Origin of the sequence: Bacteroides fragilis, from assembly GCF_019583405.1 — a bacterium.
Taxonomy (GTDB): Bacteria; Bacteroidota; Bacteroidia; order Bacteroidales; family Bacteroidaceae; genus Bacteroides; species Bacteroides fragilis_B.
In genome coordinates this window covers 234,042-257,812 of record NZ_SZUU01000006.1, presented here as the reverse complement: position 1 = coordinate 257,812, position 23,771 = coordinate 234,042, and the positions used below count along the sequence as shown (strand labels likewise).

At 46.2% G+C, this 23,771-nt stretch carries 20 protein-coding genes; 14 read left to right on the top strand and 6 right to left on the bottom strand.

Going from position 1 to position 23,771, the window contains the following annotated elements; all coding sequences use genetic code 11:
* Positions 1 to 47: 47 nt before the first annotated feature.
* Together trxA and FDF36_RS14675 are read left to right on the top strand one after the other, a co-directional pair.
* Entirely contained in the window at positions 48 to 362 is a 315-nt protein-coding gene (gene trxA / locus FDF36_RS14680) for a thioredoxin (protein ID WP_005784741.1), read from the top strand.
* 26 nt (positions 363 to 388) lie between these two features.
* Entirely contained in the window at positions 389 to 724 is a 336-nt protein-coding gene (locus FDF36_RS14675; protein WP_005784743.1) for a hypothetical protein, read from the top strand.
* A gap of 231 nt (positions 725 to 955) precedes the next feature.
* Here the strand turns inward: FDF36_RS14675 and FDF36_RS14670 are convergent, their stop codons facing one another.
* Positions 956 to 1,687, bottom strand: coding sequence for an RDD family protein (locus FDF36_RS14670; protein ID WP_220391840.1), 732 nt, complete (start codon positions 1,685 to 1,687; stop codon positions 956 to 958).
* Positions 1,688 to 2,607: 920 nt separating this feature from the next.
* Here FDF36_RS14670 and FDF36_RS14665 point away from each other — a divergent pair.
* The 6 genes from FDF36_RS14665 to FDF36_RS14640 all read left to right on the top strand — a co-directional run bounded on the left by FDF36_RS14665 (position 2,608) and on the right by FDF36_RS14640 (position 8,733).
* The gene (locus FDF36_RS14665) at positions 2,608 to 3,570 is read left to right on the top strand and encodes a stage II sporulation protein M (RefSeq protein WP_008658488.1); all 963 of its coding nucleotides are present in this window, start codon (positions 2,608 to 2,610) and stop codon (positions 3,568 to 3,570) included.
* Entirely contained in the window at positions 3,551 to 4,483 is a 933-nt protein-coding gene (locus tag FDF36_RS14660) for a hypothetical protein (protein ID WP_220391839.1), read from the top strand. The genes FDF36_RS14665 and FDF36_RS14660 overlap by 20 nt, the downstream gene beginning before the upstream one ends.
* 10 nt (positions 4,484 to 4,493) lie before the next feature.
* Entirely contained in the window at positions 4,494 to 5,117 is a 624-nt protein-coding gene (locus FDF36_RS14655) for a DUF4129 domain-containing protein (protein ID WP_220391838.1), read from the top strand.
* On the top strand, positions 5,114 to 6,361 hold the full coding sequence (locus FDF36_RS14650; protein WP_220391837.1) for a DUF4350 domain-containing protein: 1,248 nt from the start codon (positions 5,114 to 5,116) through the stop codon (positions 6,359 to 6,361). Before FDF36_RS14655 ends, FDF36_RS14650 begins: the two co-directional genes overlap by 4 nt.
* A gap of 63 nt (positions 6,362 to 6,424) precedes the next feature.
* Positions 6,425 to 7,420, top strand: coding sequence for an AAA family ATPase (locus FDF36_RS14645; protein WP_005784757.1), 996 nt, complete (start codon positions 6,425 to 6,427; stop codon positions 7,418 to 7,420).
* Between the two features lie 2 nt (positions 7,421 to 7,422).
* A complete protein-coding gene (locus FDF36_RS14640; RefSeq protein WP_220391836.1) occupies positions 7,423 to 8,733 on the top strand; it encodes a DUF58 domain-containing protein in 1,311 nt (436 codons plus the stop codon).
* Here FDF36_RS14640 and FDF36_RS14635 read toward each other — a convergent pair.
* Genes FDF36_RS14635 through FDF36_RS14620 form a run of 4 tightly spaced genes read right to left on the bottom strand, consistent with a single transcriptional unit; the run spans position 8,725 to position 10,665 of the window.
* Positions 8,725 to 8,949, bottom strand: a complete 225-nt coding sequence (locus FDF36_RS14635; protein ID WP_005796270.1) for an immunity 17 family protein — start codon at positions 8,947 to 8,949, stop codon at positions 8,725 to 8,727. The genes FDF36_RS14640 and FDF36_RS14635 overlap by 9 nt on opposite strands.
* Positions 8,950 to 8,960: 11 nt before the next feature.
* Positions 8,961 to 9,380: a tRNA (adenosine(37)-N6)-threonylcarbamoyltransferase complex ATPase subunit type 1 TsaE gene (gene tsaE, locus FDF36_RS14630; RefSeq protein ID WP_220391835.1), complete on the bottom strand. Its 420-nt coding sequence runs from the start codon at positions 9,378 to 9,380 to the stop codon at positions 8,961 to 8,963.
* A gap of 14 nt (positions 9,381 to 9,394) precedes the next feature.
* A complete protein-coding gene (locus FDF36_RS14625) occupies positions 9,395 to 10,204 on the bottom strand; it encodes a metal ABC transporter permease (protein ID WP_005784764.1) in 810 nt (269 codons plus the stop codon).
* Positions 10,205 to 10,242: 38 nt separating this feature from the next.
* On the bottom strand, positions 10,243 to 10,665 hold the full coding sequence (locus FDF36_RS14620; protein WP_220391834.1) for a phospholipase: 423 nt from the start codon (positions 10,663 to 10,665) through the stop codon (positions 10,243 to 10,245).
* A 102-nt stretch (positions 10,666 to 10,767) separates the two neighbouring features.
* Between FDF36_RS14620 and FDF36_RS14615 the strand changes: the two genes are divergently transcribed.
* The 4 genes from FDF36_RS14615 to FDF36_RS14600 all read left to right on the top strand — a co-directional run bounded on the left by FDF36_RS14615 (position 10,768) and on the right by FDF36_RS14600 (position 18,092).
* On the top strand, positions 10,768 to 11,769 hold the full coding sequence (locus FDF36_RS14615) for a M28 family metallopeptidase (protein WP_220391833.1): 1,002 nt from the start codon (positions 10,768 to 10,770) through the stop codon (positions 11,767 to 11,769).
* A 7-nt stretch (positions 11,770 to 11,776) separates the two neighbouring features.
* Positions 11,777 to 12,949: a hypothetical protein gene (locus FDF36_RS14610; protein ID WP_220391832.1), complete on the top strand. Its 1,173-nt coding sequence runs from the start codon at positions 11,777 to 11,779 to the stop codon at positions 12,947 to 12,949.
* 150 nt (positions 12,950 to 13,099) lie between these two features.
* Positions 13,100 to 15,385, top strand: a complete 2,286-nt coding sequence (locus tag FDF36_RS14605) for a GH92 family glycosyl hydrolase (protein ID WP_220391831.1) — start codon at positions 13,100 to 13,102, stop codon at positions 15,383 to 15,385.
* A 40-nt stretch (positions 15,386 to 15,425) separates the two neighbouring features.
* Entirely contained in the window at positions 15,426 to 18,092 is a 2,667-nt protein-coding gene (locus FDF36_RS14600) for a Kelch repeat-containing protein (RefSeq protein WP_220391830.1), read from the top strand.
* A gap of 131 nt (positions 18,093 to 18,223) precedes the next feature.
* Here the strand turns inward: FDF36_RS14600 and FDF36_RS14595 are convergent, their stop codons facing one another.
* Complete coding sequence (locus tag FDF36_RS14595) at positions 18,224 to 18,406, bottom strand: hypothetical protein (protein ID WP_147346474.1); 183 nt, start codon at positions 18,404 to 18,406, stop codon at positions 18,224 to 18,226.
* Between the two features lie 466 nt (positions 18,407 to 18,872).
* Here FDF36_RS14595 and FDF36_RS14590 point away from each other — a divergent pair, with 466 nt between their 5' ends.
* On the top strand, positions 18,873 to 22,058 hold the full coding sequence (locus tag FDF36_RS14590; RefSeq protein WP_220391829.1) for a SusC/RagA family TonB-linked outer membrane protein: 3,186 nt from the start codon (positions 18,873 to 18,875) through the stop codon (positions 22,056 to 22,058).
* Between the two features lie 13 nt (positions 22,059 to 22,071).
* Positions 22,072 to 23,754 carry a RagB/SusD family nutrient uptake outer membrane protein gene (locus FDF36_RS14585; protein WP_220391828.1) on the top strand — a complete coding sequence of 561 codons (1,683 nt, stop codon included), beginning with the start codon at positions 22,072 to 22,074 and terminating at the stop codon, positions 23,752 to 23,754.
* Positions 23,755 to 23,771 lie beyond the last annotated feature (17 nt).

The following is a 23,771-nucleotide window of genomic DNA, read 5'->3' as shown; positions in this document are numbered from 1 at the left end:
ATAACAGTGATAGATACTTAATAACTAACAATTAATAATTATAGAAAATGGCTTTAGAGATTACTGACAACAACTTTAAGGAAATCCTTGCAGAAGGATCGCCGGTTGTTATTGACTTTTGGGCTCCTTGGTGTGGTCCTTGTAAGATGGTAGGTCCTATTATCGATGAACTGGCTAAAGAATATGAAGGAAAAGTGATCATGGGTAAGTGTGATGTAGACGAAAACAGTGATCTTCCTGCAGAATTTGGTATCCGGAATATTCCTACTGTTCTATTTTTTAAGAATGGAGAATTGGTAGACAAGCAAGTCGGTGCCGTAGGTAAACCTGCATTCGTAGAGAAAGTTGAGAAATTATTATAATATACTTTCATTAAAAATATTTGTTTATGGGACTGGAAGACGATTTTTTGTTAAATGATGCCGATGATGAAAAGACCATCGAGTTCATCCGGAACTATTTGCCTCAGGAATTGAAGGAAAAGTTTTCGGAAGATGAGTTGTACTATTTCCTCGATTTGATTGATGAGTACTACTCTGAAAGCGGAATCCTGGATGTTCAGCCCGATGCTGACGGTTATGTTGACATCGACTTGGAGCAGGTAGTAGAATTCATCGTGAAAGAAGCCAAAAAAGATGAAGTGGGTGAATATGACCCGGAAGATATCTTATTTGTGGTGCAGGGAGAAATGGAATACGGCAACTCTCTGGGACAGGTGGAATAAGCCAGTCTTCGTAAACCAAGAGATAAAAAGCGTGTAGAAACACTTCTGCACGCTTTTTTGTTGCATGTATGTGTGATAGTTTACTTCGTCTTGATTCTTCTCCTCCTACTAAAAATGCATTTTGTTTTTTCGGCTCTCGGAAGTACCGGATGTGTATAGGAGTCCGGATATCTGCCTGAAAATAGGATGAATAAAAGTTCGGTTTACTCTGTTTTTACGAAATAAGATCTACTAAATCTCTTCCAATGCATAGTATTGGTAGTCTCTTACAACGGTCTGAAGAAATTTTTCATCGTTGATATTTGTTTGGTCTACAGATAGCAGGGCACGAACTTTGGGTGCCAATTGTGCGATATGTCTTGTCCGATCCTTATGATGTAATTCTAATGCTTTACTGATTACGTTTATCTGTTCCAAAGACAGGTCGGCGGCTGATGGAAAACTGGGATGATATCCTTTAGTCAGATAATCGAACTCGTCAAGACTTACCTGTATTTTGCGATAGTTCTTTTCTTTAATTACCATTGTACCGGCAGCCAGATCTCCCAAACGTTGGCTGTTTTTGGTTAATAGTATGACCAGTACGCCCAATCCTCCGGTAATAGTTACGTCTATCCCATAGAGCAACCACCTTAGCAAATATGCGCTCAGGCTGGGTGTCGTACCGTCTGCTTTTACCACACGGATATTCATAAGCTTCTTTCCGGCACTCTGTCCTTGGTTAAAAACTTCGCAAAGTAACGAGTAACACAGTACAGGCAGATAGATGAACAGGAACAACAGGAAAAAAGTACTTCCGGAAAAAGCATGTATATTGAGTTTCCCCAATACATAAGAAGTGGCAAGAATGTAGATAAACAGCAGAAAATAGTCAATAATACGAGCCAGTATCCGTTCGCCAAGGCTGGCGGGTACCTGACTGATTCGTACGAATTGTCCTGTGATGATAGTCGATTCTGCCATTTCTGATTAAACACATTTGGGTTCCGGTTGCAAATATATCATAATTCTCTTACTTTTGCTTCTGGTTTCGGACAAAACTTATCCGGAACTTGAACCAAGCAGATGTGAAAGGATGCTGGTTGTTTTATTTCTGGTACGTTCAGAGAGAAGGAATCGCGCAAATAGATTTTTTTTCGCGTTTTTGCATGAAAAAGATATCTTTATCTCTCTTTTGGTGACAGTCGCTATTCTCAAAATCTTCCTGATAGAGAAGTAATGTACATAAATAGAGTATTTGTATACGAATTTTCTTGCCTTTTCGGGTAAATATTCCGGTTCTATCATTAAAACATTAACTTCTTTTCCCGAAAGAAGTTAATGTTTTAATGATAAGAAGTTAGTCTTTTGTCCGTAAGAAGTTAATGTTTTGTCCGTAAGGAGTTAATTTCGTAAAAGACAGAGAGGAAAGTTATGTTTTTCAATGCTAATTGGTACTTTGGCATGGATATTAGTAATCTGTCTTTGTGTATGTAAAATGAAAAGTATTAAAGCAAAGTGTTTGTGTCATATGGTGGTTCCCAGGTTCTGTGATCGAGCTAAGGTGAAATGACTGGCATTCCGGTTTTGCCTAATGGCAAAATAAGGGCTTCTTTTGGTACTACTCGCAACCTAGATCGGAAATAGATGCGTATAGTTCCATCAGAAATACAAAATGTCATTATGGATTACAACTATCAGAATGTAAGATTCTCCATCGGTGATGATGGTCATTCTATTTGTTTTTAAGCAGAGTTAATCCGATTTCTTCTAAAGTGTGACAATCATAGTCGATTCTGTCATTTCCGGCTAAACATTTTTTAGTTTCGGTTGCAAATATATCATAATTCTCTTACTTTTGCTTCCGGTTTCGGACAAAACTTATCCGGAGCCGAACCGGTTGGATGAAAGAGGTAACGTTTATACGTCGGAATATTGAAAAATGGAAAGAGACTGAGAAGGTGGTGGAGCAGGCAGATAAGCTGACTCCTGACCGTCTTGCCGACGCTTATACGGAACTTACGGCAGATCTGGCGTTTGCACAAACTCATTATCCGTCTTCCCGCATTACTATTTATCTGAATAATCTGGCTTCGGCTCTTCATAATGTGATTTATCGCAATAAGAAGGAGAAATGGACCCGTATCTTTACTTTCTGGACGCAAGAGGTTCCGCAAACGATGTACCACGCTCGTAAAGAGCTGTTGGTTTCGGTTCTGATTTTTTGGGCCAGTGTATTGGTGGGCATTGTTTCAGCAGCGAATGATGATAACTTCGTCCGTCTGATTCTGGGCAATGGCTATGTGGATATGACACTCGATAACATAGCACGTGGTGAGCCGATGGCTGTGTACAACGGTTCGGAAGAGGTACCTATGTTTCTGGGCATTACTTTAAACAATATCATGGTTTCTTTCAATGTCTTTGCAATGGGGTTGCTCACCAGCTTTGGAACAGGATGGTTACTGTTTAATAACGGAGTGATGCTCGGTGCTTTTCAGACCTTTTTCTTTAAACATGGTTTGTTGGGCGAATCCATGCTTGCGATCTGGTTGCATGGGACTTTGGAAATATGGGCCATTATCGTAGCCGGTGCTGCAGGGTTGGCTTTAGGAAACGGGTGGCTGTTCCCCGGAACTTATTCCCGTAAAGAGTCTTTTATGAGGGGAGCCAAGAAAGGGCTGAAAATTATAGTAGGTACAGTTCCTATCTTTATAATGGCCGGATTTATCGAAGGTTTTATCACGCGTCATACCGAATTACCCGATGTTTTGCGGTTGGGCATTATTCTATTGTCACTGTCATTTATTATCTATTACTATATTTATTTACCAAACAGAAAAACTCATGGAATCACAAAAACCTAAAATTGCTTTATATGTGAAGCGTCCTTTTGGTGATAAACTGAATGCGACCATGGACTTTATAAAAGAGAACTGGAAACCGATGTTGAAGTTCTGTACCTATTTGATTCTGCCGTTATGTCTGATTCAAGCCATCAGCATGAATGGAATTATGGGAGGAGCAATGGGAATTGCAGCTGCCAAAGAGGCCGGGACCAATTCTTTAGCGGCCATCGGAATGCAATTCTGGGTAAATTACGGACTGATGTTTCTTTGCTATCTGGTAGGTTCTATATTGCTGACTTCTATTATTTACGGACTGATGCAGATTTATAATCAGCGCGAAGAACGGTTGGCCGGTGTGACGTTTGCCGACTTGAAACCTTTTCTGTTCAAGAATATAAGACGGCTGCTGGTTATGGTACTGTTCTGTATAGGCCTTACTATAGTGGTGGGCATTGTTATGGGGATTCTGGTTGTAGCTTCTCCGTTCACGCTTTTGCTTACTATTCCGTTGCTGATAGCCTGTGCAGTACCGTTAGCCTTGTTTACTCCGATTTACTTGTTCGAGGAGATCGGCATTCTTGCAGCTTTCCGGAAAACTTTCCGTCTGGGATTTGCCACATGGGGCGGTGTCTTTTTAGTTTCTCTGGTCATGGGTTTGATATCCAGTGTATTGCAGGGGGTTACTACGACTCCGTGGTACATTGCCACTATCGTAAAATACTTCTTTATGCTGAGCGATACACAGAATGAACTGACCATCTCTGCCGGATATAGTTTCATGGTCTACCTGTTGGCTATCGTCCAGACTTTTGGTGCCTATCTTTCGATGATATTTTCTTTGATTGGTATGGTATATCAATACGGTCATGCCAGTGAGGTGGTAGATAGCATTTCGGTAGAAAGCGAGATAGATAAATTTGAGCAATTATGATCGATTTTAAATGACGTTGCAAGCTGATACATTGGTCTGCGATACCGCAAGGGTTGCTTTTTGGCAATCCAATCCGGACTATGACTATAACCGTGAACTGATGACTCCTGAGATTGATATCTACGGGTGGCTCAGTATGCAGCTCTCTAAATTACTTCGTGCCATTTTCGGAAGTCGTTTTGCCGAGGAGTATTCCGGCATTATCCTGATTATTATTGCTATTCTCATCCTGTTGCTGATCCTCTGGTTTCTTTATAAAAAGCGTCCCGAGCTTTTTATGCGCTCACGTAGAGGTCCTGTAAACTATAGTGTCCACGAAGATACCATTTACGGAGTCGATTTTGATGCAGAGATCAGGCGTGCCATAGGCCGCAAGGATTACCGGGAGGCCATCCGTCTGCTTTATTTGCAGACCCTTAAACTGTTGAGCGATGACGGCCGGATAGATTGGCAACTTTATAAGACTCCTACAGAATATATTTATGAGGTAAAGCAGGAGATGCTTCGTACTCCTTTCAGGAATCTGACCAACGGCTTTTTACGGGTACGTTATGGTAATTTTCCCGCTTCCGAGTCTCTTTTTGAAGAGTTGGCAACTCTGCAAGCTCAAATCAGGAAAGGAGGGGGTGTATGAGAAGCAGTCGTTGGTTTATTATCGGGATCGTTCTCTTTTTGTTGATTATGTTTGTGGTAGAATCTCATCTGCCGAAGAAATTCGTCTGGAATCCCACCTTTGCACAACACGATCACCAGCCACTGGGGTGTGCTGTGTTTGATGATGTCTTGAAGTCCTCTCTTCCGGATGGATATTCTCTTTCGCGCAAGACGTTCTATCAGTTTGCTGCTGACAGTGACTCCTGCCAGAGTATTCTTGTCATTACTCAACATGTAAATCTGGTGGAGGCGGATCTCAATGCTTTGCTCGATTTAGTCCAAAGGGGAAATAAGATATTGATAGCCGCTTCCTCTTTCAGTACTTCGCTGACTGATACGTTGGGATTCGACAATTCGTATGCTTATTTTAATCCGAGACGGATGAAAGAGTATGCGGGCAATTTATTGGAGCGTGACAGTGTCTGCTGGATTGGGGATTCAGCAGTGTATGATAAGCGTACTTTTCGTTTTTATCCTCATTTATGTGGCATTTACTTTACGAAATACGATTCGTTGTCTCTACCGTTAGCTACCAGCCGGATTGATTCGATGCAAATGTTCAATGACAGTTTGCCGGATTGTTTTCCGCCTGTGGCCCTTAGTCGTCCGGTAGGGAGCGGAGAGATTGTTTTGGTTACTACTCCGTTATTGTTTACCAACTATGGAATGCTTGATGGCGACAATGCAGCCTACCTTTTTCGTCTGCTTTCTCATCTGAAAGGCTTACCGGTAGTCCGTACCGAAGCCTATGGGGTGGGAGCACAGGTTGAGGTATCTCCTTTTCGTTACTTCCTTTCCCAGCGTCCTCTGAGGTGGGCGCTTTACCTGACGATGCTGGTATTGGTGCTCTTTATGGTATTTACCGCCCGTAGAAGGCAAAGGGCTATTCCGGTGATTCGTGAGCCTGCAAACCGTAATCTTGAGTTTACCGAGTTGATCGGTACTCTATATTATCAAAAGAAGAATCATGCTGATCTTGTGCGCAAAAAGTTTATTTACTTTGCCGAGAGCCTGCGGAGGAATATCCAGGTGGATGTAGAAGATGACAGTGATGACAATGCCTTGTCTAGGCGGATTTCCCGGAAAACAGGGATTGATGAAGAAAAAGTCCGGAATCTGTTCCGTAAGCTCCGTCCCGTGATTCGCGGGCAGCAAGAAGTCGGCGAGACGTTGATGAAAGATCTGATTGACGGGATGAACGAGATAGAAAAGCCTCTACCCTGACCTTTTTTCGGAAGAAGAAAGCTGCGGGAAGAATGAAATATGAATTTGATAAATAAAAAGAATATGGAAGAAAATATGAATGATATGCATGGGGAAGAAACTCCGCGTACCGATTTGACTCTTTTTTCAGAGAAGATGCAGGAACTGAAAAGCCGGATCGCTTCCGTTATTGTGGGGCAGGAACGTACTGTCGATTTGGTGTTGACAGCTATTTTGGCTAACGGCCACGTCTTGATAGAAGGAGTGCCGGGAGTAGCCAAGACTTTACTTGCCCGCCTGACAGCCCGTTTGATAGATGCCGACTTCAGCCGTGTACAGTTTACACCCGACCTGATGCCGAGTGACGTCCTGGGTACGACTGTTTTCAATATGAAAACCAATGAATTTGATTTCCACCGGGGACCTGTCTTTGCCAATATCATATTGGTAGACGAAATTAACCGTGCACCCGCCAAGACGCAGTCCGCTCTTTTCGAAGTCATGGAAGAACGTCAGGCCAGTATCGACGGAACAACTTACCGGATGGGAGAACTATATACCATTCTGGCAACCCAGAATCCGGTGGAGCAGGAGGGAACTTATAAGTTGCCTGAGGCCCAGCTCGACCGTTTCTTGATGAAGATTACCATGGACTATCCGTCACTTGATGAAGAAATCAATATCCTGGAACGCCATCACACCAATGCTGCCTTGGTAAAACTGGAAGAGATACAACCGGTGATTACCCGTGAAGAACTGCTTTCTCTTCGTCGATTGACGGAAAAGGTATTTGTTGACCGTACTCTGCTTCAGTACATTGCCTTGATTGCCCAACAAACCCGTACCAGCAAAGCTGTGTATCTGGGAGCTTCTCCCCGTGCTTCGGTGGCTATGTTGCAGGCATCCAAAGCCTATGCTCTCTTACAGGGACGTGACTTCGTAACGCCGGAAGATATTAAGTTTGTAGCACCTTATGTGTTGCAGCATCGCCTGATACTGACTGCGGAAGCAGAGATGGAAGGTTATTCGCCTGTCAAGGTGACTCAGCGGTTGATTGATAAAGTGGAAGTACCCAAATAATTATGTTCCTGACCAAACGTTTCTATATACTCGTCCTTGTCGTCATCCTCTTGTTAGGTGGCGGATACCTGTTCGGTTCTCTGTTTATCATCGGACAGTTAGGGCTGCTTGCTCTGCTGCTTGCTCTGGCTTTCGATGGATATCTGTTGTATCGCACCAAGGGTATCCAGGCTTTCCGTCAGTGTGCCGGACGTTTTTCTAACGGTGATGATAACGAAGTCAGCCTGCGTATAGAGAGCCGTTATTCCTATCCCGTCAGTTTGATCGTGATAGATGAAGTGCCGGTCATATTTCAGCAAAGGAATGTACACTTCGAGCTGTCGCTTTTACCTAATGAGGGAAAGACGCTTACCTATCGGTTGAGGCCGACTCGCAGGGGAGAATACGGCTTCGGATTCATCCGTGTTTTTACGACTACCCGAATCGGATTAATATCCCGCAGGGCTACCTGTGGCAAGCCTGAAACCGTTAAGGTATACCCTTCTTACCTGATGCTCCATCAGTACGAGCTGCTGGCCATGAGCGATAACCTGACCGAACTTGGTATCAAGCGTATTCGTCGGGCTGGACATCAGACAGAGTTTGAACAAATCAAAGAGTATGTAAAGGGAGACGATTATCGCACCATAAACTGGAAGGCCAGTGCACGCCGTCATCAGTTGATGGTCAATGTCTATCAGGACGAGCGCAGTCAACAGATATACAGCGTGATCGATAAAGGGCGTGTGATGCAGCAGGCTTTTCGTGGCATGACATTGCTGGACTATGCCATCAATGCCTCGTTGGTGCTTTCGTATGTAGCTATGCGGAAGGACGATAAAGCCGGGCTGGTTACGTTTAACGAGTATTTCGATACGTTTGTTCCTGCTTCCAAGCAAGTCGGTCAGATGCAGACTTTGCTTGAGAACCTCTATAAACAGGAAACAACATTTGGTGAAACGGACTTTTCTGCCTTATGTGGGCACTTGGGCAAGCATGTGAATAAACGTAGCTTTCTGGTGCTTTATACCAATTTTAGTAATATGACCAGCCTGAACCGGCAATTAGTTTACCTGCAACAATTGGCCCGGCAACACAGAGTATTGGTTGTATTCTTTGAGGATGCCGATCTGAAAGAGTATATAGCGGGCAAGGCGGTGACCACCGAAGGCTATTACCGTCATGTGATCGCAGAGAAGTTTGCGTTTGAGAAGAGGCTGATTGTGTCAACTTTGAAACAGCATGGCATTTACTCGCTGCTGACAACTCCTGATAAGCTGTCGATTGATGTGATCAATAAATATCTGGAAATGAAATCGCGCCAGTTACTCTGATACGGGTTGCGTATTGAGGAAGAAGAAGACAGCCATACCTATCATAATGACTCCCAGTAGTCCATAGAACAGCCGGGCACGCCCTCTGCCGACATTCCGTACGATCAGTTGTGCATTTTGAGCGGTGAAGAACCAGTTCCAGTTGAGTATAGATGCCAGCAGGGCTATGAGCCCTGCGGTGGCAAATATTCCCTGTACAAAATATTGAGGGGCCATTCTTCGGATGATTAGTCGTTGATCACTATTTTTCTTGTTCCGTCCTCCAGTTCCTCAATGGTTACTTTCACGGCGTCTCCCGGCAATAATTCTTCTACCAGCTCCGGCCATTCGATGAAACAAAGTGCACCGCTATAGAAGTAGTCTTCGTATCCCATATCGTATACTTCGCTCAGCTTCTTGATCCGGTAGAAGTCAAAATGATAGATCAGTTCTCCGTTCTCGTCCGAACGGTATTCGTTTACAATGGCAAAAGTCGGTGAAGTGATGACATCCGATACTCCGAGCTCTTCGCAAAGTGCCTTGACAAAAGTCGTTTTGCCTGCTCCCATCTTTCCGTAGAGTGCAAAGACCGTGTTATCGCCCATGGCTGAGATGAACTCGTGGGCAGCTTCGTGAATCTGTTCCAGTGATTGAATTTTGATTTCCATACTTATATGTTGTTTTATTGTTTCTTTCTGAAAAGGCTCTTTCCTATCTTACAGGCAATATAGATAAGAATAGAAAAGAAAATGATGGATGCTCCCGAAGGAACATTCAGGCGGTAAGAGATCAGCAGACCTCCCAGGCAACTCAGATAGCCGATGGCAATCGATAACCAGATGATGCGTTTAAATTTGTTCGTAAACAGGTTGGCTGTCATTTGCGGAATGGTCAGTAACGAGATTGCCAGTACAATCCCCACCATGCGCAGACAGGAAACGATGGTTAGGGCAATGAACATCATCAGGATATATTCCAGCACTACGACCGGAATGCCTTGCGAACGGGCAAATTCACGATCGAAAGCCACGTATATGATCGGGTGGATAAACAGGGTAAAGAACAGGATCAGCAGGATGGCAAGAATGCCCAGCATGAGTAAGTCCGTCTGTGTGATCGTGAGGATATTGCCAAACAGATAGGCTGAAAGATCGGGTGCGAATCCCGGTGACAAAAAGCTGAACATGATTCCCAGTGCCATACCCAGCGTCCAGAACATCGCTATGGCCGAATCTTCGCGCATGTCTTTCCGTTTACTGAGCCACTCTACCCCGAAAGCCGACAAAACAGAGAAGACAGCTGCCGATAGAATGGGAGATATGCCTGCATACAATCCCAGTCCGATGCCGCCGAAAGAGGCATGGGTGATACCGCCGCTGATGAACACCAACCGGCGAGTCACGATATACGTGCCGATAATGCCACAGGCAATGCTTGCCAGAAGACTCCCCAGGAGAGCGTGTTGAAAAAATGTATATTGTAGTAAATTCATACGGTTCAGCAGTTAGGAGTGTGGAGGGAACAGACGGATCAGGGATGGATTCTCCGTTCGCCGACTACCAGAAACACTTCGTCTTTTATTTCATCAGGAAGGCTGATCCCCCTCAGTTGCAGGCTACGTACCCATCCGGCTACATCGGTGTCCTGCATTGTATAAAAGACATCGCGGAATTTATCCGCCTCTTCCGGTGTATAATCTTCGGGTGCCCGGCCGATAAATGTATCCAGTTCTTCGTCGTCATAATACTCTATCCGTTTACTGACGGCAGCCAGCAGGCTGTCACGTTCGCAAACTTCGTGCTGTCCGCAGCACTCTACGTCGACTTCCTTTACCTCCGGAAAACTGTCCAGTTCTCCGTTATCTATTTTCTTCTGCAGTCTTTTGTTGCGGATATACCCGGCAATCATTGCCACGATGGCGAGCAACACCAGACCAACTATAAGTATCCACATAATTACGAATCAAATTTTCGCAAAGGTACTTATTAATTTGTATTATTCCGTATATTTGTCCTTGCAATGTGCTAAATGAACTAAAACAGAAACATCCCGATCATGAAAAGAAAACACCTGATTACTGTCCTTATGTGGTGTGTTGCCACTACCTTATGTGCCCAGACCCCGGTCGAAAAGGGGCTTAAAAGTATTAACCGCCAGGCTGCCGAGGCTTATATCGGATTTTTGGCCGATGATGAACTTCAAGGACGTGAAGCCGGATTTCACGGTTCACGTGTAGCTGCCCGGTATATCGCTTCGTTATTGAAGGAAATGGGCATCCGTCCGTTGGGTGAAAGCTATTATCAGCCGTTTGATGCTTACCGGAAAGAACGCCAGCAGAAAGGACGTTTGGAAGTGCACCCTGACTCCATTGCCAAACTGAAACAAGTGGTGCATCAGAAGTTGTCTATGAACAACGTATTGGGCATGATTCCCGGAAAGAAGACGAATGAATACGTGATAGTAGGTGCACATTTCGACCATCTGGGCATTGATCCCGCTTTGGATGGCGACCAGATTTATAATGGTGCCGATGATAATGCTTCCGGAGTATCGGCGGTGTTGCAAATAGCCAAGGCCTTTGTGGTAAGCGGACAGCAACCGGAGCGGAATGTAATTTTTGCTTTTTGGGACGGAGAAGAGAAAGGGCTTCTCGGATCGAAATACTTTGTGCAGGAGTGTCCGTTCATCAATCAGATCAAAGGATATTTGAACTTTGATATGATTGGCCGCAACAATCAGCCGCAAAATCCCAAGCATGTGGTTTATTTCTATACAGAAGCCAATCCGGCTTTCGGGCGTTGGTTGAAAGAAGACATTAAAAAGTACGGCTTGCAGTTAGAACCCAACTACCGCCCTTGGGACAAGCCGGTGGGCGGAAGTGATAACGGCTCATTTGCCAAAGCCGGTATTCCCATCATTTGGTATCATACCGACGGTCATCCCGATTACCATCAGCCTTCTGACCATGCTGACCGTTTGAATTGGGATAAAGTGGTTGAAATATCTAAGGCCTCTTTCCTTAACGTCTGGAACCTGGCTAACGAAAAGGATTATTAAGAACGAAATGAAAACTAAACTAACTAATTGTGTAAAAACCGTATTACTTTCTTTTATACTGGGAGTGTTGTTTGTTTGTTGTCAGGGGGCGGCCTCTTCCGGCAATGCAGGAAAAAGTGCTTCACGGGTGAGAATTGCGTCCAATGACTCTGCGAAGCTGATTCCTGATAAAGCCCTGAATGATGCGTCTTGCGTACTTGCCGGTTTGTCGGTTGATAAAGCAAGCGGAAAGCTTTACGCATTGACCCAGACCAAGGAATGGAAGAACCATGCCCGTTACATGGATCAGATATGGAATGTTTTCCGGCAGACAGCTCCCCGGCTGGTAGCTTTCTCACAGACGGAACTGGAAGACATCAATGCTCGTTGCCATACCCTGTTTTATCCTTTCGGCGGTCCTGACTTTCTGTTTGCCAATGCATTTTTCCCCGAGATGGACACCTATGTGCTGATCGGGTTGGAACCTGCCGGCACTGCTCCGAAAGTGAAGCATCCTTCTGCCGAAACTTACCGGTTGTATCAGAATGCTGTGTCCAACGTACTCAATCTGAGTTTCTTTAACGATATGGATAAGGAACTGGCCAATGATACCATCGACGGGGTTGTCCCCATCTATTCGTTATTGATGGCCCGGGGGAACCGTAAGATAGTCAGCATTAAGGAAGTGTGGCTATCGGAAACCGGGGATCTTTTCGAAAGAAAAGAGGGGGATAGCATCCGGAACACATGCAGTGCAGGGATGGAAGTCCGGTTTTTCCGTCCGGGCGCTTCCCGATTGCAGACCCTCTATTATTTTTGCACAGATATCAGTAACGAGGGGTTGCAAGCCAACCGACCGTTACAGGCGTTTATGGACCGTTTTGATGCGGAGACTACAGCGACATTTGTCAAGTCGGCTTCCTATCTGATGCACGAACCTGCTTTTTCGAGCATACGCGAGACGATTCTTCAGAAATCATCTGCTGTAGTACAAGATGACTCTTCCATTCCGCTGTCCTGTTTTGATCCGGAGGTGTGGTCGGTCACTTTGTATGGTACCTTTTACAAGCCGATCTCCACTTTCTCTCAGTATTTTCAGCCGGAATTGCGCGATGCCTATCAACTGGGTGATCCGAAACCCCTTAATTTCAGGATTGGCTATGCACGGCAATCCAATTTGCAGGTCGCAAGAAGAAAATAGTCCCGGTTAATGACTTTTCGCAAGAGGGTTAACCGGGAATTAACCCTCCTCCTAACCCTTCCACATTAGCTTTGCGTCCTAAATAAAATGCAAGGGGGATGTGTCGAAACTCTTTTCACCACAGCCTCTGTTAGAAAATAAAATTAAGCTATGAGGAAGAATTTTTCAACTATCCTAATTGTCGGTGCAGCTCTTTTACTGGCTTCGTGTGTACAACAAAAAGAGTCTTTCAGCCCTGTAGACTATGTGAATCCTCTGATGGGTACGGAGTCTACTTATGCTTTTTCACATGGGAATACTTATCCTGCGGTGGCGGTTCCCTGGGGAATGAATTTCTGGAGTCCGCAGACCGGAGAGAACGGTAGTGGCTGGATGTACACGTATACCGACAGCCTGATACGGGGCTTTCGCCAGACCCATCAGCCCAGTCCGTGGATCAACGATTACGGTACTTTCTCTATTATGCCGCTGTCCGGTGTACTGAAGATGAATCATAAAGAACGGGGAGTACTTTTCTCACATACTCAAGAGGAGGCAGCTCCCTACAGTTACAGCGTTACGTTTGCCGACGGACTCCGGACAGAACTTTCCGCCACTTCACGCGGAGCGGTATTCGAAGTCACCTTTCCGCAGGACTCTGCCCAGTATATCGTTGTGGATGCCTACAACGGTGGAAGTGCGTTGACGATTGACCGGGAGAATCAGTGCGTGACCGGTGTGGCGCGTAATCACAATGGCGGGGTACCGGATAACTTTGCCAACTATTTCCGAATAGAGTTCAGCCATCCCATTGCAGAAGAAGGCGTATATGACGGAGATACACTGATGCGCCATCGGCCGACGTTGGAGAGTGATTATACTTGTGCCTACCTCAGGTTTAATGTGCCGGCGGGAGAGAAATTAACCGTCCGTACCGCCTCCTCGTTTATAAGTCCTGCACAGGCGCTTGTCAATTTCAGTCGCGAAGTGGGAGGCAAGAGCCTTGCCCAGGTGAGAGAAGAAGCCCGGAAACAATGGAACAGTTATCTGGGACGAATTGAAGCGGAGGGGGGTAACGAGGAGCAGCTGCGTACTTTTTACTCTTGCCTCTACCGTACCCTGCTCTTTCCCCGCGAATTTTATGAGTTCGACGCTCAGGGGAAACCTGTTTATTACAGTCCTTACAATGGGAAGATACAGGATGGCTATATGTATACCGACAACGGATTCTGGGATACGTTCCGTGCCGTCCATCCCTTGTTTACCTTATTATATCCGGAAGTTTCCGAGCGGGTTACCCAATCCATCCTCAATGCTTACGATGAAAGTGGGTTTATGCCCGAGTGGGCGAGTCCCGGTCACCGGGAATGTATGATTGGTAATAATTCCATCTCCTTGTTGACAGACGCATGGATGAAAGGCATTCGTACCATCTGTCCGGAGAAAGCTCTTGAAGCAATGATTCATCAGACCGAGGCCCGGCATCCCGGAATCAGTTCGGTGGGACGTGACGGATTCGAGTACTATGATCGTTTAGGCTATGTTCCCTATCCCGAAGTGCACGAGGCTACGGCCAAGACCCTTGAATATGCTTACGCTGACTGGTGTGTCGCACGTTTTGCCGACTCCATTGGCCGGAAAGAGATTGCCGATACCTATTACCGGAAATCCCTCAACTACCGGAACCTTTACTATCCCGACTATGGGTTCATGTGGGCAAAAGATGCCAATGGGAAATGGAGAGACGCTTTTGACGCAACGGAATGGGGAGGTCCTTTCACGGAGGGCAGTTCCTGGCATTGGACGTGGAGTGTTCTTCATGATCCCGAAGGCTTGTCTCGATTGATGGGAGGACATACAGCGATGGAAGCCCGTCTTGACTCCATGTTTACAGCTCCCAATACCTATAATTACGGTACTTACGGTTTTGTTATCCACGAGATAGCCGAGATGGTGGCTCTTGACATGGGGCAATATGCACATGGCAACCAACCTGTGCAACATGCCATCTATTTATATGACTATATCGGCCGGCCCTGGAAGACCCAGAAGCACGTCCGCGAAGTGATGGATAAGCTTTATCACTCCGGTAGCAAAGGCTACTGTGGTGACGAAGATAATGGGCAGACTTCCGCCTGGTATGTCTTTTCCGCTATGGGATTCTATCCGGTTTGTCCCGGTGTTCCGGAGTATGCCATGGGATCTCCGCTCTTCCCGAAACTGACCTTGCACTTGCCCGGCGGAAAGAACTTCACTGTGAAGGCGGAAGGCAACAGCCCGGCGAACCGGTATATCGGGAAAGCCCTGCTCAATGAAAGTGAATTTACCCGTAACTACCTGACGCACCGTGAGCTTACTTCCGGAGGAGAGCTGGTGTTATGGATGGACAGCGTGCCCGATTCCCGGCGCGGCACTCAGGAGGAGGACTTACCTTACTCTTACTCCAACGGGCACTAATCGGCGCATACGTTTGCCAATTCTATAATTTTTCGTATTTTTGTTGCACTATGAAACGGATGACGCATTTATCGAAGAACAGTATATGAGAAGGTTGGGATGTTTGTTTGCTATCGGAATGATGTGGCTTTGCATAGTCGATTGTTTCTCGCAGGGACTTCTTTTCTATGGGAACGAAAAGCGGATTAGCGAGCGTGCCACCTATTCTGTTTTGCGTGAAGGGCATGAGCGCACTTTCACCAACACCTTCCGTATCTCCTTCGATTATCTGGTCCGGAATGTGGAGAGTCCCGGTTATATCCTTTATCTGGAAGACCGGGATGCCGGGAAAACTTATAGTTTTACGTATCTGCACAAGCCCGGCGACCGCTGTTCTTTCTCCTTCAACGAAGACGGCAAACGTATCTTTTGTACTTTCGAACTGGATAAGGAAGACTATGACCACCGGTGGTTGCCTGTTTCCATAGCTTTGGATATACCCGGAGATTGTGCCCGGATTACGATTGGCAAGCGGAGTAAGGAGATCTCCAACCTGGGACTGGATCCGACAGGATTCTCACCGCATATTTATTTTGGCAAATGCGAATACATCCTGGATGTGGCTTCGTATGCCATCCGTAACTTGTCTCTTACCGATGGTGAAGAGATCATGATATTTCCTTTGAACGAGAGCAGCGGAGAAGATGTGCACGACAGCCGGGGACATGTTGTGGGACAGGTCACCAATCCTGTGTGGCTGATTAATCAGTCATACTACTGGAAAGAACTCTTTACGGCCTATTCTTCCACACCTTCCGGTCTTAACTTTGACAAGACACACCAGAATATCCTCTTCTTTAATCAGGATTCTCTGTCCGCGTTCGACCTTTACACGCACGAATTATCGAAGATATCTTATAAGACTCCTCTTCCGGTTCAGCTTCGTCTGGGGATGAACTTTCTGGATGAGGCATCCCGCGAGCTGTATACTTATGAAGTGGCCGATTCGCATGGTGATGCCATGGTGGCGGCGCTGGATCTTACTACCAAAGAGTGGCGTCCGGCCAGTTCCGACTATCTTTGCCAGCAGCTCCATCATCATTGCGGATTCTTTCATCCGGGCGAAAGAAAGTTCTTCTTGTTTGGCGGTTACGGAAGCCGTAGGTACAGCAATACATTTCTGGCATACGATTTGAATACCTGTCGTTGGGATACACTGGTCTTCTCCGGTGACCGGGTGATTCCCCGTTACTTCTCGGGCATGGCTGTGAGCAATGATTACAAGCGGATATACCTCTACGGAGGCATGGGCAACGAGGCAGGTGATCAGAATGTAGGGCGCAATTATCTGTATGATTTATACCGGATAGATATGCAAACCCGTTCGGTACAGAAACTCTGGGAAACGAAAGCGCCGGCGGTCAACCGGGTGGTGTCCCGTAACATGATACTCTCTGCGGATGAAAAATATCTGTTTCTTCTGGGATATCCGGAATATCTGCCCAATTCCACTTTGCAATTATATAGGTTGTCTGTACGTGACGGAGAATGCGAAGCGGTAGGAGACAGCATCCCGATTGTTTCGGAAGAGATTGCTACCAACGCTAATCTTTATTTCAATGAAGAATTAGATGAATTCTATTGCTCTATCCAAGAGTTTGAGAAGCATGGTCAAGTGACTACCCGTTTGTATTCTCTGTCTGCTCCGCCGGTTACATTGGACGATGTGGAATATTACAGCCGGATGAGGAATGCCTTGAATACCAGGATTCTGGGAGGCGTAATGGGTGGGATATTACTGTTGGCGGCTTGTATATGGGGCATTATGCGCTATAGGCGGAAACGCGATAAGGCATCTGCAGAAACTACATTTGCCGAAGTACTTCCGGAGGGAGAATCTGCTATCCCGGAAGTTCCGGTTATGGAATCGCCTGAAGTGAAAGAAGAAGGAGGTGGAAAAGAAACTTCCGACTGGGAAGAATTGCCGGCCGTATTGCCACCCGACAAGAATGCTGTTTTCCTTTTCGGCATGTTTACCATACTCGATAATGCCGGACGTGATATTACCTATATGCTCAGCCCCAAGCTGCGTACTATCTTTTTGTATATTCTGCTGAACAGTGTAGGTAAGAGGGGAGTTCTTTCGTCTGATATGAATCAGATATTCTGGCCCGATAAATCCGGTAGCAATGTGAAGAACCTCAAAGGAGTTTCCATGAATCATGTGAGGAAGATATTGCAGGATGTAGATGGTATTGAACTCGTATTCCGCAACGGATACTTCTGTATGGTGTTTGGCGAAGAATTTTATTGTGATTACATCCGTCTGATGAATCTTACTTCTCCGGATAAAAAAAAGAAAGAGACTCCCGGTGCCATACGTGCAGAGTGGTTGGAGATACTTTTACGAGGAAAGTTTATACCTACTGCCGAATCCGGATTCTTCGACTATTATAAACAAAAAGTGGAAACGCTGATTTATTCTCTTTTGCCCGAGCAACTGGAACTTGCTTACCGGGATGCCCGGTTCAGTATCGTCATCCGTCTTTGTAATATCCTCTTTATAGCCGATCCTTTGTCGGATATGGCGCTTGCCTATACCATTTGTGCCTTTCGGAAGCAGAACAATCAGGAGGAAGCCATCAGGCGTTATGCTGCGTTTACAAAAGACTATAAGCGGGTGATGAATGAGGAGTATGGCATAGCTCTCGCAGATATCAAAGTTTAATCCGGTCCGGTTGTCAATTTGTCAAAATGCTAACGAAAGCCTCTTAGCTTTCGTTATTTCGACCACTGGATAAAGCAAAGGCGAAAAAACGCCGTCATTTTGTTTATCCGTTTATCTTTCCGACAGTAATTCTACCTGTTTTCAGTCAATGGGGAACCAGATGTGAAACCATTCCGTGTCGCCTGTCCGCTTAATGGCGGAATACCTGTCCTTTCGATACTTCGGGAAGCCTTCTCCCGGTCATCCAACCAGAAGTAAAATAGCGCCCGCAGGCTCTCTGTTTCCGTAACAATATATGCTATCGGCCAAAACATATAGAGATATTTGAAAAAGAAGTAAGCATTTTCCGGAAATGCTTACTTCTTTTCGATCAAATGCTTACTTCTTTTTCGGAAAAGCCCGGCTCTTTTCACCCCCGACCAAGGCTCTTGAGGAGAAAAAGTCCGGTTTTTCACCTCCATTTGCCCGGTTGGGGGTGCTCGTTTCTTCCGGTTGCTCCTTTTTTGTAAAGGGTGCAGTCAGCGAAAAAGGCTGTTTGCTGTCTTTCTGATAGCTTAGTATTTCTTTATACTATCTTTGTGCATATTTTAACTTACAGAATTCTGTGTTCGGTGGACTGTAGTGCCGGGTTAACAAGAAATATGGGAGGTTAATTACTCCGTTAACCCTTATTTAATCCCTCTCTTAAGACCATGAAGATACCTTTGCTTTCGTCTTTAGTTAAAAAGAGTCAGCAACGCCTTGCTTGATTCCTAATGTTAATTTTAATTCATTATTATTATGAGAGAACGAAAATTAGTAGAAAGAGCCGTAAGGATTTCAGGGATGTTTGTCCTTCTTTCGGGTATGGGACTTCAACCTTGCCTTGCTTCTCACGACTACAATGCAGCATCTGCCGGAGTGGTGCAGGTAGAACAGCAGAAACAGAAAATAACCGGTTGTGTTCTTGACGTCACGGGTTCTCCGCTTCCCGGGGCTTCTGTATTGGTAAAGGGTGCTCCCGGACGTGGAGCGATCACCGATATGGATGGTAACTTCTCGGTTGAAGCGGAACAGGGAGAGCAACTTGAAATCTCTTTTATTGGAATGGAAACACAAGTCGTGACCGTTTCCGCAAAGACCCGTCTGCAAATCACCTTGAAAGAAGACAATAAAACTTTGGACGAAGTCGTGGTGGTGGGTTATGGTACACAAAAGAAAGCCAACCTCACCGGAGCTGTAGCCAGTGTTTCGGCAGAGGCATTGGAGAGTCGCCCTATCACCAATCTTAGCCAGGGACTGCAGGGTATGATCGGTAACCTGAACATTTCCGCTGACAACGGTGCGCCGGGCAAAGGATACGGGTTCAACGTCCGTGGTACTACATCTATAAACTCTTCCGGACCCTTGGTACTGGTCGATGGCGTGCAGATGGATCCCAACATGATTAATCCGGCCGATGTGGAAAGCGTATCGGTATTGAAGGATGCGGCTTCGGCTTCTATTTACGGAACACAGGCAGCCTATGGTGTCGTGTTGATTACCACCAAGAAAGGTAAAGACGAAAAAGCCAAGATCTCGTTCTCGTCCAACTGGTCTGTCAATTCGCCTACACGCAAACCGGAGTACATGGATTCGTGGACATTTGCCAATTTCCATAATCTGACCAACCGCAACTCGGGCGGAGGCGATTACTACGATAAGAACTATATGGATCATATTTATGCCTATTATACCGATCCGAAGCACAATCTGCCGGTATTCATCGATCCGTCCAATCCCAATAAGTATCTGTATTGCGGCAACACCGACTGGATAGATGAAACCATCAAAGACAACACCCTGATGCAACAGTACACCCTGTCTCTCAACGGAGGTTCGGGTAAGACGGCCTATTACGGTTCGATAGGTTTCCTCGACCAAGGGGGAACACTGAAGCATTACGACGATAAGTACCGTCGTTTCAATGTCAACCTGAACCTGACTTCGGACGTTACCAGTTGGTTACAGGTTCGGTTAAAAACCGTCTATAACAATACTTTCCGGGATGCTCCTTACGGAAGTAACAACAGTGACGAGACAGCACAGATCAACAGCGCTTTCTACGGTGCCGATCTTCGCCCGATGATGCCGGTATACCATCCGGACGGAAACTTTTCCGGTCAGGGCAGTTGGACGAATATGGTGGCTACCCAGTCCATTTCAGGCGAGCGCAAGAATAAGGAGAACGACCTTTGGCTGACCGGCGGTTTAAAAATTACTCCGCTAAAAGACTGGAACATCAATGTGGACTATACCTATAATATGTATATCCTCTCGAAAAAGCAGCATGGTAAAGAGATATTGGAACATACGGCCAATCCGGACATCGTAACCGTATTCCCGCATACCACTCCAAGCCGCGTGAAGTTTACCACCGACGACAACTATTACCAGACGTTCAATGCCTATACCGACTATTCCAAGTCTTTGGGTAAACACAACATTAAGCTGTTGTTAGGATATAATTACGAAACCAAGAGCTATCGTTGGTTCAATGCCGAACGCGAGAACCTGATCAGTAACGACCTTGCCAGTCTGGGACAGGCTTATGGAGAAAAGTACAACGGGAGCGGTCAGCACTCTTGGGCCACTATGGGATATTTTGCCCGTATCAATTACAACTACGATGAACGCTATCTCCTGGAGTTGAACGGACGTTATGACGGTTCTTCCAAGTTTCCCAAGGACAAGCGGTTCGTATTCTTCCCCTCTGTATCGGCTGCCTGGAGAATCTCGAGCGAGGCTTTCTTCGAACCGGCCAAGAAGATTGTAGATGAACTCAAGCTCAGAGCCTCTTATGGTTCGTTGGGCAATCAGTCGGTTGGCGGCGACTATCCTTATATCGCTACCATGGGCACCAATGGCGAGATGGGATATCTGGTGGACGGAAAGAAAATAGCCAGCGTGAGTCCCGGCGGTATTGTCAGCCCTTACCTGACTTGGGAGACTGTACGCCAGATTGACCTGGGGCTCGACTGGGCGTTGCTGAATAGTCGCCTGTATGGAACCTTCGACTGGTATATGCGGAAGACACTCGATATGGTGACCAACGGTACCCCGCTTCCTGCCGTACTGGGTACAGGAGCTCCGCAGGCCAATACCGCCGACCTGAAAACAACCGGTTGGGAACTTTCAATGGGATGGAGAGACCGGGTGAACAAAGACTTTTCGTATGATGTAAGTTTCGTATTGTCCGACTATCAGGCAGAAATCACGAAGTTCAATAATCCGCAGAATTTGCTCTCTACCCATTATGTAGGCAAAAAGTGGGGTGAGATCTGGGGATTGGTAACCGAAGGACTTTTCCAGTCGGCAGAAGAGGTAAGTGCCCATGCCGATCAGTCGGAGATCTATGGCGGTGGCTGGTATCCGGGTGATGTGAAGTACAAAGACCTGAACGGTGACGGCAAGATAAACAAGGGAAAAAATACGCTTGACGATCCGGGTGACCAGAAGATCATCGGTAACAGCGAACCGCGTTACAGTTATGGTATTAAAGGCGGATTGCAGTGGCGCGACTTTGACTTCGATGTATTCTTCCAAGGCATCGGCAAGAAAGATGTAGTGTTGGGAGGCAACCAGTTCTGGGGCTTCGGCAACGAATGGCATGTACCTTTCAAACATGCACTCGACTCATGGACCGAAGATAACCGCAATGCTTACTTCCCCCGGTCTACCTACGACAACGTGACCGGTAACCGTGAAACGCAGACCCGTTATCTCCAGAATGCCGCTTATCTGCGCCTGAAGTCTATCACATTGGGATATTCTTTACCGAAAGCGCTCCTGGCTAAGTGGAAGATAGATCATGTGCGTTTCTACGTAAGCGGACAAAACCTGCTGACGTTCGATCACCTGTTTGACATATACGACCCCGAGACAGTGAGTCTCAGCACTTATCCGCTGACCAAGTCTGTTTCATTCGGATTAAACATTACCCTCTAATACGATAACCATTATGAAAAAGAATAAGATATTACTGATAGCGGCAGTGGCATGTACTTCCATGTTCTCTTCCTGCTCCGATTTACTGGACTTGTATCCCGAAGATTCTCTCTCGGATCCGAAATTCTGGACAAGTGTACAAGACCTTGAACTTTATGCCAACGGCTTTTACGGTATTTTACCGGGGGCACAGGGACCCGGTGCCGATGATGAATCGGACTGTTACGTCAACGAGAAACCGAAGACCTGGATCTTCAATCTTGAAACGATTCCTACTTCCGGCGGCGGATGGGGAAATGGAGACTGGGGAAACATCCGTTCCTGCAACTATTTTTTGGCTCGTTACAAACAGGTGAAAGGGGATGAAATCCAGATTAACCGTTCGGTGGCCGTGGTCCGCTTCTTCCGTGCCTGGGAGTATGTATACAAAGTGAAACGCTTTGGCGATGTGCCCTGGTATGAAACCGAGTTACAGATGGACTCCGAAGAACTGTACAAGGGACGTGACTCCAGAAAAGTTGTGTTCACACACATCCTGGAAGATCTCGATTTTGCCATCGAACACCTTCCGAAGCCTAATGAAACCAAAACCGGCAATATGCACAAGTATGCTGCGCTGGCTTTCAAGTCGAGAGCTTGCCTTTACGAAGCGTCTTTCCGTAAGTATCACGGACTGGGCGACTACGAAGAGTTGTATCGTGAAGCAGCTGATGCAGCCGCACAGGTGATCGAAGAGGGAGGTTACTCCATTTATAAGACCGATAAGCCCTTACAGGATTATTACAACCTGTTTGTACAGGAAGATTTGACCTCCAATAGCGAGTGTATCATGCCCAGGGTTTATATCACCAAGCTATTGATGCACAACAACACCCGCCAGATGGAAGAGTCGTATACAGGCTTGAGTCGTGCCATGTTCGAACAATACCTGTGTGCCGATGGTCTGCCCACCGCAGTCAGTCCGGGATACAAGGAGGCCGACATGCCGATGGAGGAGTTGATGCAGCGTGATCCGCGCCTGCGCCAGACGATCGATAATCCGGAACTTCCTTTTAAGGTGCTGAGCGACGGTACGGAGCAGTTCAATGCCCTTCCCATAATAGATACCAAATATTGTACTACCGGATATTACGTGATGAAGTATCACTCTACCGATCCCGAACAGTGGAACATCGGGCAGTCTACACTGGATGTGTTTATCTTCCGTTATGCCGAGGTGCTGTTGAACTATGCCGAAGCGAAAGCCGAACTGGGTGAATGCACGCAGGAGGTATTGGACCTGACTGTCAATGAGCTGAGAGACCGTGTGGAGATGCCGCATCTGAAAGTAAATGTCGGCTTCACCGATCCGAACTGGCCGGATTATGGTTATGAACTCTCTCCGTTGCTTTATGAAATCCGTCGCGAGCGTGCAGTCGAGTTGGTAGGCGAAGGTTTCCGCTGGGATGACATTGTACGCTGGAAAGCCGGCAAGCTGCTGGAAGCACCGAAGAGTATGCTTGGAATGAAAGTATCGGATAAGCTGAAAGAGCAGTATGACTCCTTCTCTCGTGAATTGACGCAGGACAATCTGCTGATTGTTTATCCGGACAGGACAACCCGCAAATGGGACGATAAACTTTATCTGCATCCGTTGCCTATCGACGAGACAACGATGAATCCGAATTTGTTACCCAATAATCCCGGATGGGAATAAACATTTAAAATGAGAAG

Excerpts from the sequence above, each read along its gene's own strand:
- trxA (WP_005784741.1), top strand. The coding sequence starts at position 48 with ATGGCTTTAGAGATTACTGACAACAACTTTAAGGAAATCCTTGCAGAA.
- FDF36_RS14675 (WP_005784743.1), top strand. The coding sequence starts at position 389 with ATGGGACTGGAAGACGATTTTTTGTTAAATGATGCCGATGATGAAAAG.
- FDF36_RS14670 (WP_220391840.1), bottom strand. The coding sequence starts at position 1,687 with ATGGCAGAATCGACTATCATCACAGGACAATTCGTACGAATCAGTCAG.
- FDF36_RS14665 (WP_008658488.1), top strand. The coding sequence starts at position 2,608 with ATGAAAGAGGTAACGTTTATACGTCGGAATATTGAAAAATGGAAAGAG.
- FDF36_RS14660 (WP_220391839.1), top strand. The coding sequence starts at position 3,551 with ATGGAATCACAAAAACCTAAAATTGCTTTATATGTGAAGCGTCCTTTT.
- FDF36_RS14655 (WP_220391838.1), top strand. The coding sequence starts at position 4,494 with ATGACGTTGCAAGCTGATACATTGGTCTGCGATACCGCAAGGGTTGCT.
- FDF36_RS14650 (WP_220391837.1), top strand. The coding sequence starts at position 5,114 with ATGAGAAGCAGTCGTTGGTTTATTATCGGGATCGTTCTCTTTTTGTTG.
- FDF36_RS14645 (WP_005784757.1), top strand. The coding sequence starts at position 6,425 with ATGGAAGAAAATATGAATGATATGCATGGGGAAGAAACTCCGCGTACC.
- FDF36_RS14640 (WP_220391836.1), top strand. The coding sequence starts at position 7,423 with ATGTTCCTGACCAAACGTTTCTATATACTCGTCCTTGTCGTCATCCTC.
- FDF36_RS14635 (WP_005796270.1), bottom strand. The coding sequence starts at position 8,949 with ATGGCCCCTCAATATTTTGTACAGGGAATATTTGCCACCGCAGGGCTC.
- tsaE (WP_220391835.1), bottom strand. The coding sequence starts at position 9,380 with ATGGAAATCAAAATTCAATCACTGGAACAGATTCACGAAGCTGCCCAC.
- FDF36_RS14625 (WP_005784764.1), bottom strand. The coding sequence starts at position 10,204 with ATGAATTTACTACAATATACATTTTTTCAACACGCTCTCCTGGGGAGT.
- FDF36_RS14620 (WP_220391834.1), bottom strand. The coding sequence starts at position 10,665 with ATGTGGATACTTATAGTTGGTCTGGTGTTGCTCGCCATCGTGGCAATG.
- FDF36_RS14615 (WP_220391833.1), top strand. The coding sequence starts at position 10,768 with ATGAAAAGAAAACACCTGATTACTGTCCTTATGTGGTGTGTTGCCACT.
- FDF36_RS14610 (WP_220391832.1), top strand. The coding sequence starts at position 11,777 with ATGAAAACTAAACTAACTAATTGTGTAAAAACCGTATTACTTTCTTTT.
- FDF36_RS14605 (WP_220391831.1), top strand. The coding sequence starts at position 13,100 with ATGAGGAAGAATTTTTCAACTATCCTAATTGTCGGTGCAGCTCTTTTA.
- FDF36_RS14595 (WP_147346474.1), bottom strand. The coding sequence starts at position 18,406 with ATGTTTTGGCCGATAGCATATATTGTTACGGAAACAGAGAGCCTGCGG.
- FDF36_RS14590 (WP_220391829.1), top strand. The coding sequence starts at position 18,873 with ATGAGAGAACGAAAATTAGTAGAAAGAGCCGTAAGGATTTCAGGGATG.
- FDF36_RS14585 (WP_220391828.1), top strand. The coding sequence starts at position 22,072 with ATGAAAAAGAATAAGATATTACTGATAGCGGCAGTGGCATGTACTTCC.